General features: G+C 68.5%; 14 protein-coding genes and 1 pseudogene. 8 read left to right on the top strand and 7 right to left on the bottom strand.

Annotation, left to right across the window (positions count from 1 at the left end; translation table 11 throughout):
- Positions 1–68 precede the first annotated feature (68 nt).
- Positions 69–347 (bottom strand): hypothetical protein, encoded by a 279-nt coding sequence (locus ACFU5O_RS33370; protein ID WP_384246230.1) that lies wholly within the window; start codon positions 345–347, stop codon positions 69–71.
- 595 nt (positions 348–942) lie between these two features.
- On the opposite strand from ACFU5O_RS33370, the gene ACFU5O_RS33365 reads away from it, so the two are divergent.
- A complete protein-coding gene (locus ACFU5O_RS33365) occupies positions 943–1,206 on the top strand; it encodes a hypothetical protein (protein ID WP_384246125.1) in 264 nt (87 codons plus the stop codon).
- Positions 1,207–1,301: 95 nt separating this feature from the next.
- Positions 1,302–1,403: pseudogene (locus ACFU5O_RS33360) on the top strand (DNA-binding response regulator); the annotation flags it as partial.
- Positions 1,404–1,488: 85 nt separating this feature from the next.
- On the opposite strand, the gene ACFU5O_RS33355 reads toward ACFU5O_RS33360, so the two are convergent.
- Positions 1,489–2,394, bottom strand: a complete 906-nt coding sequence (locus ACFU5O_RS33355) for a LysR family transcriptional regulator (RefSeq protein ID WP_384246124.1) — start codon at positions 2,392–2,394, stop codon at positions 1,489–1,491.
- A 137-nt stretch (positions 2,395–2,531) separates the two neighbouring features.
- Between ACFU5O_RS33355 and ACFU5O_RS33350 the strand changes: the two genes are divergently transcribed.
- The 5 genes from ACFU5O_RS33350 (at position 2,532) to ACFU5O_RS33330 (ending at position 6,525) form a co-directional block, all read left to right on the top strand.
- On the top strand, positions 2,532–3,350 hold the full coding sequence (locus ACFU5O_RS33350; RefSeq protein ID WP_384246122.1) for an inositol monophosphatase family protein: 819 nt from the start codon (positions 2,532–2,534) through the stop codon (positions 3,348–3,350).
- A gap of 41 nt (positions 3,351–3,391) precedes the next feature.
- Positions 3,392–3,988, top strand: coding sequence for an NADPH-dependent F420 reductase (locus ACFU5O_RS33345; protein ID WP_384246121.1), 597 nt, complete (start codon positions 3,392–3,394; stop codon positions 3,986–3,988).
- A gap of 721 nt (positions 3,989–4,709) precedes the next feature.
- On the top strand, positions 4,710–5,255 hold the full coding sequence (locus tag ACFU5O_RS33340; protein ID WP_384246120.1) for a hypothetical protein: 546 nt from the start codon (positions 4,710–4,712) through the stop codon (positions 5,253–5,255).
- Positions 5,256–5,902: 647 nt separating this feature from the next.
- Positions 5,903–6,181: a hypothetical protein gene (locus ACFU5O_RS33335; protein WP_384246118.1), complete on the top strand. Its 279-nt coding sequence runs from the start codon at positions 5,903–5,905 to the stop codon at positions 6,179–6,181.
- Between the two features lie 122 nt (positions 6,182–6,303).
- On the top strand, positions 6,304–6,525 hold the full coding sequence (locus ACFU5O_RS33330; protein WP_384246117.1) for a hypothetical protein: 222 nt from the start codon (positions 6,304–6,306) through the stop codon (positions 6,523–6,525).
- A gap of 866 nt (positions 6,526–7,391) precedes the next feature.
- Here ACFU5O_RS33330 and ACFU5O_RS33325 read toward each other — a convergent pair.
- From ACFU5O_RS33325 to ACFU5O_RS33310, 4 genes are all read right to left on the bottom strand, one after another.
- On the bottom strand, positions 7,392–7,640 hold the full coding sequence (locus ACFU5O_RS33325) for a DUF1622 domain-containing protein (RefSeq protein ID WP_384246116.1): 249 nt from the start codon (positions 7,638–7,640) through the stop codon (positions 7,392–7,394).
- Positions 7,637–8,050 carry a DUF1622 domain-containing protein gene (locus tag ACFU5O_RS33320; RefSeq protein WP_384246114.1) on the bottom strand — a complete coding sequence of 138 codons (414 nt, stop codon included), beginning with the start codon at positions 8,048–8,050 and terminating at the stop codon, positions 7,637–7,639. Before ACFU5O_RS33320 ends, ACFU5O_RS33325 begins: the two co-directional genes overlap by 4 nt.
- 277 nt (positions 8,051–8,327) lie before the next feature.
- Complete coding sequence (locus ACFU5O_RS33315; RefSeq protein ID WP_384246113.1) at positions 8,328–9,509, bottom strand: aromatic acid exporter family protein; 1,182 nt, start codon at positions 9,507–9,509, stop codon at positions 8,328–8,330.
- Between the two features lie 130 nt (positions 9,510–9,639).
- Positions 9,640–10,113 (bottom strand): hypothetical protein, encoded by a 474-nt coding sequence (locus ACFU5O_RS33310; protein ID WP_384246111.1) that lies wholly within the window; start codon positions 10,111–10,113, stop codon positions 9,640–9,642.
- Between the two features lie 274 nt (positions 10,114–10,387).
- Between ACFU5O_RS33310 and ACFU5O_RS33305 the strand changes: the two genes are divergently transcribed.
- Positions 10,388–11,425, top strand: a complete 1,038-nt coding sequence (locus tag ACFU5O_RS33305; protein WP_384246110.1) for a hypothetical protein — start codon at positions 10,388–10,390, stop codon at positions 11,423–11,425.
- A gap of 75 nt (positions 11,426–11,500) precedes the next feature.
- Here ACFU5O_RS33305 and ACFU5O_RS33300 read toward each other — a convergent pair whose 3' ends face one another.
- On the bottom strand, positions 11,501–12,166 hold the full coding sequence (locus ACFU5O_RS33300) for an IS5 family transposase (RefSeq protein ID WP_384246228.1): 666 nt from the start codon (positions 12,164–12,166) through the stop codon (positions 11,501–11,503).
- Positions 12,167–12,182: the final 16 nt, after the last annotated feature.

Below are 12,182 nucleotides of genomic sequence, written 5' to 3'. Positions count from 1 at the left end.
ATTCAACCGTCCCCACAGCACGCCTGCCAGCGACTATCTACGTCATCAGCCACCAATTGAGATGACGTCTAACTTGGTGCCATCACGGCCACAGAGTCTTGTTGGAATGCGATGCCGTAGTCGGTGAGCAATACCCGCCCGATTCCTGCGTCATGGCCGCCTTGAGGCTCGGTACTGGTCAGCAGGACATTAAAGGGTTTGACGTCTCGGTGCAGGATGCCCGACTGGCGTCCTTCGGACAGCGCGTCCAAGAGGGCTGGACCGACTCTGGCTGTGTCCGCAGGCGACAGTGGTCCGCTCTCGCACACCACAACCTCGAGGTCTCGCACTCCAGGCACGTACTCCATGACGATCCAAGGGAGACCGCCATCGACGAAACTGTCATAGACGTGTCGCCACGTGGGGGTTGATCCGCAGCCGAGCGGAGTGCCGGGCTTCTCCTCGAGCTCTGGCGATGCGTGCATTCAGCTCCGGTTCTGGGATCTCTGGCGGGGGAGATTCCTTGACCGCAACATCACAAGCCAGCTCTTGGTCGTGCGCAAGCCATACACGACCCATGCCGCCGGCTCCCAGACTATGCAGCAGCCGATAACGGCCAGCGATCACCCGGCCAGCGGCACCCTCTGTTCCCGCCATGCCACCCTCCCATCGATATCGAATCACTGAGAGAGGGGGCTGGTCGCCCGCATCCGCAGTGACAGCGCACTCGTCATGCGGTACGCCAAAACCGAGCGATCCGTCAGCACCGCCAGAACGCGCCGCAAGCAGGGCGGCATTCACGCGTCCGGACGCGGCACTCGCCGCGCCGACTGCTGCCGCTGCCGCTGCCGCTGCCGGACACCGGTCGACCCGTCGACGCGGCGACGGCGGTACGGACGGCGCCGCGGCTGACCTCGTGGTCGCGGGCGAGGGCGGATGGGGCGGCCTTCCAGGTACGCCGGCGTGGACGGTGTCGGTCTTCGCGGCCGGGATGGCGGGTCGGCGGCCGCCCTTGTTGCCCTTGGCCTCGGCGGCACGCAGTCCGTCGTAGGTCAGCTCGCGCTGGAGGTCGCGCTGGAGGTCGCGTTGGAGGTCGCGCTGGAGGTCGCGTTGGAGGTCGCGCTGGAGGTCGCCGGCGGCGGTGAGGTCTGGACCATGAACTTCACGGTGGACAGCAGCTCGCCGGTGCGCGGGTGGCGGGCGGTGAGGTCCATGTGCCGCTGCTGACGTTCTTGCAGATCGCCGCCGCTGGGGCGTGCGTACCGCTCCAGGGAGCGGACGGAGGCGTGGCGGGAGCAGGCCAGCAGCATTGGGGTGGAGGTAGCCAGGAGACCGTCAAGACGTTCGTGTCCTGCATTCTCGGCAAACTCGGGCTTCGCGACCGCGTTCAGGTGGTCGTGTACGTCTACCGCCGGGGCTGGTGATCTGATGCGGGTCCGCACAGCGGCCGGCCGTGCGGCATCAAGGTGGTCGCGTGGACGCATGGGTGGAGCGGCCGGACGGCGCCGCCTACGACGCTCCGCACATGGCCAGCGCGGTTCGCGCCAGCCCGCGCAGCCAGGCGTGGGCGTGGTCGGTGTCGTAGCGCTGATGCCACGACAGGTATACCGGTGCCGACGGCAGTTCGAGCGGGAGGGGGAGCGCGACCAGGCCGAGGTCGGCGACCGCTGAACGCGTGGTGGCTTCGGGGACGCTGATCAGGAGATCGGAGCCGCGCGCGAACTCCAGCGCGGCCGCTTCCGTGGGCGCAGTTGCCACCACGCGGCGGGTGAGGCCGAGCCGCGCGAGGGCGTCGTCGAGGGCATTGCTGAGGTTTCCACGTCGCGAGACGGTGACGTGCTCAGCGGCGGCGTACCGCTTTGCGGTGACGGTCCTGACGCGGGTGAGGGGGTGCCCCTGCCTCACGAGGATGACGAGGCGGGTCTCGCCCACGTTCTCGGCACGGATGTCCGGTGCGCTCGGGCGGTTGGCGTTCGCCTCCAGGTCGACCTCGCCGCGCCGCAACTCGGGGGTGTCGATGCTCGATTCCGCGACGAAGCGCAATCGCACGCCCGGCGCCTGTCCGCGCACGGCCGCGAGCAGTGCGGGGCCGCTCAAGGCGACCAGGGAATCGTGCCAGCGGAGTGTGAAAGTGCGCTCCAACGTTGCCAGATCGAGTTCACGGCTCGGTGCCAGCACCCCCTGGACCTGGTGCAGCAGCTCGTGCACCTGTTCCCGGACGGCGATCGCATACGGCGTCGGGGTCATCGTCCGGCCGGTGCGCACCAGGATCTGATCCCCGGTCGTGCGCCGGATTCGGCCCAGACTCCGGCTCATCGCGGGGGCGGTGACGTGCAGGCGCGCGGCCGCCCCGGCCACACTTCCCTCCTCCAGCAGCGCGTCGAGCGCGGCGAGCAGGTTCAAATCCAATTGCATGTGAGTAATCCTAGCCGTGCTTGACATGCATTTGAAGTTAATTAAAGGGCTGTATACCTTCGAGACGAGAGCGCAAGACGGAACGCACAGCTTGGCCCGACCGGCCTCATCACCCCTCCTCACACGGGAGTACCACCATGTCCGAAACGCTTCAGACCACTGACGTCGCCGCCTCCGACGCCGACCTGCTCGGCCAGACCGCGATCGCCGTGCGCGCGGCCGGTTCGGCGCTGCGCGAGCGCTTCGGCGAGGTGGTCCGCTACCAGACCCGCGAAGAGCTGATGCGCGCGCTCGCCGCCAACGACGACACGGCCCTCGACATCCTGCGCCCCCGCCTCACGCGCCTGCGCCCGGACGCCGGCTGGGTGGAGGACGAGCTGGACGGCGGGGCGCTGCCGCCCGGCGAATGGTGGGTCGTGGACCCGGCCGAAGGCAACGTCAACCACCTGCACGCCCTGCCGGACTGGGCGGTGACCGCCACCCTCGTGCGTGAGAACCAGCCGGTGCTCACCGCGGTCCACCTGCCGTTGACCGGCGAGACCTACACCGCGCTCACCGGCGCGGGCGCCTACCTCGACGGCCGGCCGCTGCGCGTCTCCCAGACCGCGGACCTCAGCCTGAGTATCGTGGCCACCAGCCAGGCCCGGCCGGACGAGGACGAGAAGGTCGTGCGGCGCGTAGGCTCCTCGATCACCGCGATGCTCTTCGATGCGCTCGTCGTCCGCACCGCCGTGCCCGCGACCCTGCACCTGCTGAACGTGGCCGCCGGCCGGATCGACGCCTTCTGGCAGTTCGCGGGCGCCCGCGCGGACCTGCTGCCCGGGGCGCTGCTCGTCACCGAGGCCGGCGGACAGATCTCCGACGCCGAGGGCCGCCCCTGGACCCCGCAGAGCGGGAGCTTCCTGGCCGCCGCGCCCGGCGTCCACGCCGAGGCCGTCGCCACCCTCTCACGCTGACCGCGCACCACAACCTGCACGTACGGAAGGACCAGATCATCATGACCACGATCGCCGTTCTCGGAAACGGCCGCGTCGGCGGCAACCTGGCCACAGCCCTCACCCGGGCAGGGCATGAGGTGACCGTGGCGGACCGCGCGCCGGGCGCCGCCGCCGACGCTGCCCGGACAGCCCCAATCGTCATCAACGCCACCCCGGGCGCCGGCTCGCTGGACCGGCTCGTCGCCCTGCGCGAGGAACTGCGCGACAAGATCCTCGTCGACGTCTCCAACGCCACCGTCAACGGACCGGACGGACTGCCCGCCGACCTGATCTACCCCGGCTCAAGCCTCGCCGAGCAACTCCAGGAAGCGCTCCCCGAAACGCGCGTCGTCAAGACACTCAACACCATGCTCTTCCCGGTGATGACCGCGCCAGCCACGCTCACCCAGGCTCCCGAGGCCTTCCTCTCCGGCGAGGACCCGCAGGCCAAGCAGACCGTCCGTGAACTGCTCATCAACCTCGGCTGGCGCAAGGAGTGGATCACTGATCTCGGCGGGATCCAGACCGCCCGCGCCACGGAGGCCGCGATACTGTTCGTACCGCACGTGATTCGGTCCAGCGGATTCGCGCCCTTCGCGATCTCGATCGCCCGCTGATCCGCACACAGTGCACCGCCCCCGGCGAACCACATCCAGAACGGATACAACAGCGCAGCCAGGGCCAGCGATTCAGCGCCGGACGGCGACCCGTGGCCACCCTTCCCGACGCTGTCGGCCCCGCACCGAGGAATCGGCCCATCTCACGGCGGACGCGCTTGCGGAGCTGGTCGCGAATCTGCCCGCCGATACCACGTCGACCCGATCACCTCGTCCCGGACGAGGTCGTCTGACCGCGTCCCCTCCTATTGGGGAACGACGTGGCGGGGTCGAACCGAACGGCGGACCGAACACCGGCGACGAACGCCCTGCTTATGCCCGCGACCAGCCGCTGCCCCGGAGCCACCCCGGAGGCGATTGTGTCGGTCCGCTGCTCTACTCTTCAGTTTCCGCACAGGATCCAGAGATCACCCAGGCGGAAAGAGCATGGCGACACCGCCGCAGAACGTTGCTTGAAGCATCCACAGGGGCCGACGCGCAAGGCTGCCAATTCTGCGGAGGGATGCCGGCGCTCAAGGCCACGGTCCGGGGGCATCAGGGTTTTCTGGTCATCATGCGATTCCTCAAGGTGCGGGGACACTTCTGTCGCACCTTGAGGAATCGCTGTTCACCGTGAGATGACCACCAACACGCTATGGCAGGGCTGGTGGGGCATCGCCTCCTTCGTCATCGCACCGGTCACCCTGATCTTCAACCTTGCACTCGCGCCCGCTTCGGTCGAATGACGCCCCCCGCCAACGGCCTGCGACCTCCGCTCGACCCCGGCAAGCCGGTCATGCGACGTGTCGGAGCGCTCGGTGTCTTCGCGCCCTTTCTCATCGCCGGTATCCTCGCGATCGTCGCGGAGCTGGATACCAGCGCGAACACCGCGAGAGTCGGCGAGTGCGTGCGCACTAATGGCACGGAAAGCGCTCCCGAAGTCGCTGTCGTCGACTGCGGTTCGGCCGAGGCGGAGTTCAAGGTGGCGGAGCGGCGCGAAGGCAGTGACGCCCGCTGCGATCACACTCGCTTTGCCGAGTACGCCGAGTACGCCGAGTCCGGAGGTCGAGACAGCCTCACTCTGTGCCTCACTCCGCCTCACCTAGGTGTTCTGCTTCTGGATCACCTGGCGGCCCGGATCAGGATGGCCGCCAGGTGCAGTCCGTCCGCCGCTGCCTTACTCCGGTGGCACCGCACCACGGTGACGTCATTTCGCGTGAGCATCTGCAGCATTCAAGATCACCAACTGATGCCCAAATTGCTGACCAAACGCTGCTACTTCACGTGAACGAAGCCAGGACGTGCTCGCCGTCGGTGTCGACCCATGTCTGGGTGAGCTGCGGCGAACCGCCGGGCATTGTTGTAGCGATGTAGCGATGTAGCACGTGCTGGGGCGGCGCAGCAGCACCACCACGTCTTCGCCGAGAGGTACGGGCACGGGGTTCTCCAGGTGGTTCGGTGGGGTGCGGGGCAACGGTAGCCACGGCAGGGAACCCGGCCCTCCTGCCGCCCCCTGAAACCGTCGATCACCGGCTGTATGGATCCAGAGCGGTCACCCGGGCCGGCAGCTTCTTGCTTGGCGGCAAGGAGGAAGGTCCGATGCCGCCGCCCCGGGAACAAAGACTGATACCCCGACGACTGGTCGGCTCTTTCCCTCGCCGCAAGGAAGCGGCAGGCCAGCGGTGTGCGGCAGGTTCACCAGCTGCTCCGCGGCACTCCACTGATTCCGGTCCTGCCGCGGCCCGCGTCGGCCAGCCGCGGTCCACGCCGACGAAGGGTTATGGCTACGACCACCTGCGGCGTTGGCACCGCTCCCGAAACTCCACACTCGTACCGTCGGCATATGCAACGAATGCTGAGGTCTCCGGATGCGAGCGTGCGCTGACCGGGTGACGCTGGTGGAGTGCCCTGACCTCACATACCGGGAGTCCTACGATGATCCAGATGTTGCATGAGAAAGGCCTGCGCAGCGAACACGCATACACCGCAGCCTTCCTGTCCATCGGCCTCTCCCTCTTCACCTGGGCCGCGTCCCTCAAAGCCGAACCTGGTGCCGGCCTCGACCGCGCTGACCGGTGGGGCATCTTCGTCGGTGAATGGGCGCCCACCTTCTTCGGGCTCGGGATTGCCCTGTCCCACTACGAGCAGCAGGATGGCGCCCTCAACGCCAGCGTGCGCGACATCCGCAAGGAGCGAGAACAGCAAGCCATGTAGGCCACACCAGAATGCGCCCGCCTCTGCAGGGATCCAGGGGCGGGCGCTCGGCGCCGGGGCCTGGTGGCCGGGCTTCGCGTTGTCCGGATGCGTCGGGGCCGGTCTGGAAGGACCCTGGGAGCATGGCTGACAACCCGCCCGTGGTCGTGCACCCACTGTCACGTGACGGAGGCAGACGGGTCACGATCACGGGTGATCCCGTCGGCCTGGCGTACCACGTTCAGGATGTGATCGAGTTCTTGCGCCGTGCTGGGTTCTCTGACACGGAAACGGCGATCGATGATCCGGATCTGATCGAGTGGAGGGGCGGCGGCCGGGACGAGTGGTCCGAGCCGCGCCAGTGAGCCGAGGCCGCAGAATGCACTTGCCCGGTGCCTCAGGATGGCCCCTACACGATCCGTGCTCGAGGAAACATCTGCCCTGCCTTATCGCTGGGTCCAACCTCGCGCCGTGCACAAGATCGTTTCTAGCGAGGAGAGGGGCTCCAGAAGGTCGCCCACCTAGGTGTCGGGCCGGGGGCGCGAGCGACGTCGCCGAGGGAGACGATGCCGGCCAGGGGATGGCCGTCGGTGGTCGGTGGATCTTGTGCTCGCTCGTGGACCTCAGGATCTCTTCGGCGTCGTCGTCGGCGCCGACGCTGCCCGCCGCGCTGCGGGTCGGTTCGACTGGTGATATCGGAGCACCGGACGCCAGGGTCGGCGAATCCGGCCGGCCATTGAATCGCCTCCTACAACCCCTGCAGCGTCCTCGAGTCTGGAGTCTGGAGTCTTAAGGTTCCCGGTCCGGCGTCGCTTCGGGAGTGGGCCTGCGGCGTGTGAGGTGGGATCCAAGTGGCCCAGGCCATGCCTCGTATCAGGGGACACAAGTGGGCGGGGTAGCAGGTCGCACGCCTTCGTGGGGGAGAGGCATCGTAAGTGTGCGCTGACCCGATCGCCCGGACCAGGGGTCGGCGCACCTTGGTTGACGGCTTGGAGAGCAGCTGCGCGGTGAGCATGCCGGCACGCCCGCCGGACTGCGGTACTCGGGGCTCACCCTCGCCCAAGAGGCGGATGCCGGTGGACCTTCTCCTTGAATCCACTGCGGAACGCCGGTGAGGCTGTCCCACGCCCTGGCGCCTGCACTTGCCCACATCCTCACGGTTCACCAGCAGCGCCCGCCGCAAGAGATCCCGTCCCCTCAGGAACGGGCTGCAGGGAAGACCGTGGGTCGATCAGGTGACCGAGGCTCTCCGGTCGTGACGTGCCGAGAGCAACGTGCGAACGGCAACCACGGCCGCTGCAACAGCGGTGGTGGTCAATGAGGGTTCGTCGGCCAGTCGGATCACTTGGGCAGCGAGCAGGAAGTCCACCAGCACAGCCAACGCGGGGCAGACGTTCCGGGACACCCAGTACGCGGCGCACGTACTGAACAGTCCCACGCCGGTGACGAGCAGAGCCGCGCCGTGCAGCCAGGTGGTCACGAGACGGCATGCCCTTCTGCGCTTGGGCGGGCAGCTGACTCGGTTTCCTTCTGGTCGAGTTCGGCGCGCTCCTGTGCGATTTCACGCCCGAGGAAGTAGTTCAGTGCCGTACGGATGGCGGCAACGGCTGCCAGCTGCCCGATCTCGGCGAAGCTGGGTGCGACGGCCGTACGCAGCACATCACCGGCCAGCTGGAACTCCAGTCCAAGGACCAGAAAGCGGCCCAGACTCAACCGGATACGGTTGAACCCCGCCCCTCGACCCCGCGCACCCGCCATGACGAACTGAGCGAACGCCCATACAGCGCCAAGGAAAATGATCAAAGCTCCGGCGCCCTCAACCGCCCTCACCAGCAGACCGATGGCATCGCGCAGCGTCGACTCGGGAAGTAGCTCCACAGACAGCGGCATGATGACCGGGTACCCCCGGCAGGTCATCCCCACCGGCCCGGTTCAACGGCGCACCGGTCGCAACGGGTGGCATGAAAACGGGCGCTGCGTGCAGGTTTGCAGCCCCCGGCTCCCCAGGGAGGTGGGGGTAGAGGGCAGCGAAACGGCTTTGAAGCGGCTGCGGGATGCGCGGGCGGGACGTTCGGGTGGATCCGCCTGGCTGATCCTTCGGCGCGGGAGGTGTAGGCACTGGCCGACGAGCTGGGATTGCACCCGCTGGCGACGGAGGACAAGCCGTTCACCCGTTGTTCCTCCTTGTATGTTGCTGCGAGATCGGCGGGGCAGGCCAGGGCACTGTGTCCCTCGATGGTGCATCGCGCGACGTCTCACCGTTCACCCGCCGACCGTCATCGCGAGCGGTGGGCGGGGGCGGTTGGAGGTCCGCTTTCATCTCCTCCAGAATGCGGACGGCTTCGGTGAGGGCGGTGCCGTAGACCGGCCATTGCCCCGACGCGTCGAGTTGACCGCGCCGGGCGGTAGCGGCCAGGTCCTGGTACAGACGCATGCCCCTGTCGACGCAGGCGCGCAGACGGTCCGCCTGCTCCGGACCTCTGGCCGGGTCAAGACACTCCAGGGTCGCGGCGGTGCAGTGCAGCAGCTCGGCATAGGCGGTGACGAAGTCCTTTGCCGCCTGGTCGGGTTGATCACGGTTGAGTGCGTAGTCCAGAGCTCGGGCGATGGACCGAACGTGGGTACCGATGCGCTCGATCATGCTGAGCACCACCTGGCTGCGCTGCAGTGATTCCTGGACGCTGCTCCAGGGGCGCCGGGGATTGAGTTTGGTGTTCTCCTGTGCCTCTTCCACCACAGCGCGCGCCCGGGCCGCCTGGGAGGCCAGCTCCTCACAAAGGCCTGCCCAGCCATTTGACTCCTTCTCATCCACGGCCATTTGTTCCGCGGACTCGGCCATGGCTTGCAGCAGGCTGTGGGCGCGCCTCGTCAGGGCCCGAATCGCTGTGGGGGCTGTGTCGGTGTGAGGCGAGGGAGCGACGGCGAAGTGAGCAGCGAGCCCGCAGCACACGCCGACGGCGGCGGCCGCTACCAGGTGCCCGATGTAGTCGATCTCCCCGCCCCCGCCGGCGAACGCGAACAGAGCCACCACGGGAACCTGCGCGCCCTGCGCGCCAAGCGGCTGCAATCGCGCCCCCACCAGCGCGACGAATGCGAGGACCGCTACGCTCCAGGCGTGGACGCCCGCAGTGCTCCCGAAAGCGGCCGCCACAGCCGTCCCCACCGCCATCGCCCCCAGATACTGCGCTGAGTCCCACAGCGACCGGTAGACCGTGACCTGCAAAGCGAGCAATGCGGTGAACGTCGCGAAAGCCGTGACCGCAGGCGGCAGCAACCACGAAGACACCCACCAAGCGACCGTCACCGCTGCGGCACCCTTGACCTGCAACAGCAACCCGTCCCGCTCCATACCCGGCTCACGTACCGCCCGGCCGACACGTCTCCCTCCCACCTTGAGCGAGCGCCGGCAACGGTTCCCCCACCCGCCGGGCACGGGCAGATATCGACAAAGCCTTCCCGACAGACCTGGCCGGCACCGCTCAACTTCCGGCATGTGCAGCGGCCGCCAGCCGTACGTGGGAACAGGCCGCCTCTCCAGCCCGGGCGGCGCGAATCCGCATCCGGCGCAGGAGGTCACGAGTCAGGCGCTGCTCGAGCGTGCTGCGCCATGTGATTGCGGGATACCGGGCCCGCAGATGCGACAGCGCACGGGTCCCGAGCCCGCTGTCGTGGAAGGGTTCCCCGATGACTACACCGGTGATCACGCCCTCGGCACACTGGCCGCAGACCTGATACCTCACCTGCCCGACCACCCTACGGATGTGCACCAGCAGCAGACACTGGCCACCGTTGCCCTCTGGGGCGACAGACTGCATGAACTCGACTTCGCGGTAGGCGAGGAGTCTGCGGTGCCGACGGCCCCTGAGCCGTCCAGAGCGCCGGTGCCTGCCACACCGGCGCTCCTTGGTGAAGGTCTGCAACAAGGGCAGCCAGCGCAGTTTTTCGGTGGTCATGGGCAGCGTCCGGTGTCCGTGCATGCAGTGCGCCTGCCCCACCACCCCCGACCAATGCCTGCTAGGGGGTGTCTGACAATCCCCGGCCACCGGCCGCGGAGGCTGTTCCGGGAGTGTCCGCCCAGGCAAACCCGTCGGTGCCGCCACAGAACCGTCACCCGCCCGGTTCACCACGGCGCATCAGGGGCACCACCCGGAAGGGCGGCTTCCCCCCTCTGCGTAGGATGCGGGCGGTCAGCTTTCGCACGTATGGATGGAAAGGCTCCGCGCCACCATGTCCGGCCCCCAGAGCCACGAGTCCTCGCCTCCCCCTTCCTCCGCACCCGGCCCCTGGTGGCAGACGGGCGCGGCACGCGTGGGAGCCATCGCCGCCGTCCCCCTGCTGGGGCTGGTGAGCGACCGGCTCGGCGGGGTGGCGCTCCTCGTCGCTCTGATCCTCTTGTGGTGGCGCAACCCCTGGCCCAGGTCGGGCAGGGTCGTCGCCTCGGTCGCGGCGATGGCCCTCTTCGGGGCGGTGCTCCCCGAGCAGCCCGCCGACACCCCGGCCCGGGCGGCGAACACCGAGGCCGCGAAGCCGCCCACGCGCCCGAGTCGCTTCCCCACCGCCTCGCGGGCGACGCCCGAGGCCACGATGCCCACGGTGCCCGACTTCACGGGCGACTCGCTGGACGTGGCCTTCCCGAAGTCGCGGAGGAGGGGCTTCACGGTCATCTACCACGACGCCTCGGACCAGAAGCGGGAGGTGACGGCGCGTTCGCTGTGGAAGGTCTGCTTCCAGGTGACCGGCGGATCGTCCGAGGAGCCGATCGTGGACTTCGGTGTCGTGCGCCGCGGGGAACCGTGCCCCGAGGCCGAGGGCAAGACGGTGCCGTGGAAGAAGATGCCCGACGCCCTGGGGCTGACCTGGCGCGCCGCCGTCCCGAAGGTGACGGCCGCGGGCGTACCCGAGGACGATGTGCACGCCGAGGCCGCGTACCTCAACGACACGCTCCCCCGTGAGGGCGAGTACGACGACTGGCGCGTGTGCCGGCAGGACCCGGCGAGCGGCGGTCCCCTCACCGACGAGGTGTACGTCGTGAGCCTCGCGCTCTCCTCGCCCGACCACGGCTGCCCCGCCCCAGACCGGGGCAGGGACGCCTACCTGCCGGACCGCGACGACGACGGTGACCCGGACTACCTCGACCCGTACCCCCGCGACCGGAACCGCACGAGGCTGTACCCGAACGGAATCCCCGGCGGTACGGGCGGCTCCGGAGGTTCGGGCGGCTCCGGCGACGGCTGGCACATCTGCCGCCACACGCGCTGGTGCTGACGGTGCCTTGACGCGGCGGAGAACAGCCCGGCCTTCGCCGATTCCCGCCCTCTGACCTTCGCCTCCGCGATGGGTTCATCTGATCGTCACATCAGGACCAACGTAGGTTCTGTCTGGCAAAGGATCTTGGATGGGTTCGCGGAGCCAGAGGATGAGTGCGGCGAGGTGGGCTCCGGCCTTGTAGCGGGCGGCGAGTTTGTCGAAGCGGGTGGCGATCGCGCGGAACTGCTTGAGGCGGTTGAAGCAGCGCTCGACCAGGTTGCGGGCCTTGTAGAGCTCGCGGTCGAAGGCCGGCGGCCTGCCGCCGGCCTGTCCGCGCCGCACACGGTTGGCCTTCTGATCCGCCCGCTCCGGGATCACCGCCCGGATACCCCTGCGCCGCAGGGACTGGCGGATCGCCCGGGACGAATACGCCTTGTCCGCAATGACCGCGTCGGGCCTGCGGCGAGGCCGCCCGGCGCCGGTCCGGGGCACCCTCAAGGCGTCCATGACGTCGTCAAAGACGGTGGAATCGTTGACGTTGCCGGGCGTGACGACGACGGCCAGGGGCAGACCCCGGCCGTCGCAGGCGAGATGGACCTTGGTGGTCAGCCCACCGCGGGACCGGCCCAGCCTGCCGAGTCGCCGCATGTGCCGGATCTTCCAGTTCGTCCCCGCCGTCGCCCCGTTACCGTTTTCGTGGCCCCGCAATGGGGTTCCCGGTCTCCGGGTCCGGCATGACTTGCGCCCCTTGTCGATCATGGTCGAAAAAGTGGTG

Origin of the sequence: Streptomyces sp. NPDC057445, assembly GCF_042802855.1 — a bacterium.
GTDB lineage: Bacteria > Actinomycetota > Actinomycetes > Streptomycetales > Streptomycetaceae > Streptomyces.
The sequence above is the reverse complement of the archived record's forward strand: the minus strand, read 5'-3'. Positions and strand labels throughout refer to the sequence as shown.

Excerpts from the sequence above, each read along its gene's own strand:
- ACFU5O_RS33350 (WP_384246122.1), top strand. The coding sequence starts at position 2,532 with ATGTCCGAAACGCTTCAGACCACTGACGTCGCCGCCTCCGACGCCGAC.
- ACFU5O_RS33330 (WP_384246117.1), top strand. The coding sequence starts at position 6,304 with ATGGCTGACAACCCGCCCGTGGTCGTGCACCCACTGTCACGTGACGGA.
- ACFU5O_RS33315 (WP_384246113.1), bottom strand. The coding sequence starts at position 9,509 with ATGGAGCGGGACGGGTTGCTGTTGCAGGTCAAGGGTGCCGCAGCGGTG.
- ACFU5O_RS33305 (WP_384246110.1), top strand. The coding sequence starts at position 10,388 with ATGTCCGGCCCCCAGAGCCACGAGTCCTCGCCTCCCCCTTCCTCCGCA.
- ACFU5O_RS33340 (WP_384246120.1), top strand. The coding sequence starts at position 4,710 with ATGACGCCCCCCGCCAACGGCCTGCGACCTCCGCTCGACCCCGGCAAG.
- ACFU5O_RS33335 (WP_384246118.1), top strand. The coding sequence starts at position 5,903 with ATGATCCAGATGTTGCATGAGAAAGGCCTGCGCAGCGAACACGCATAC.
- ACFU5O_RS33355 (WP_384246124.1), bottom strand. The coding sequence starts at position 2,394 with ATGCAATTGGATTTGAACCTGCTCGCCGCGCTCGACGCGCTGCTGGAG.
- ACFU5O_RS33310 (WP_384246111.1), bottom strand. The coding sequence starts at position 10,113 with ATGACCACCGAAAAACTGCGCTGGCTGCCCTTGTTGCAGACCTTCACC.
- ACFU5O_RS33300 (WP_384246228.1), bottom strand. The coding sequence starts at position 12,166 with ATGATCGACAAGGGGCGCAAGTCATGCCGGACCCGGAGACCGGGAACC.
- ACFU5O_RS33320 (WP_384246114.1), bottom strand. The coding sequence starts at position 8,050 with ATGCCGCTGTCTGTGGAGCTACTTCCCGAGTCGACGCTGCGCGATGCC.
- ACFU5O_RS33370 (WP_384246230.1), bottom strand. The coding sequence starts at position 347 with ATGGAGTACGTGCCTGGAGTGCGAGACCTCGAGGTTGTGGTGTGCGAG.
- ACFU5O_RS33345 (WP_384246121.1), top strand. The coding sequence starts at position 3,392 with ATGACCACGATCGCCGTTCTCGGAAACGGCCGCGTCGGCGGCAACCTG.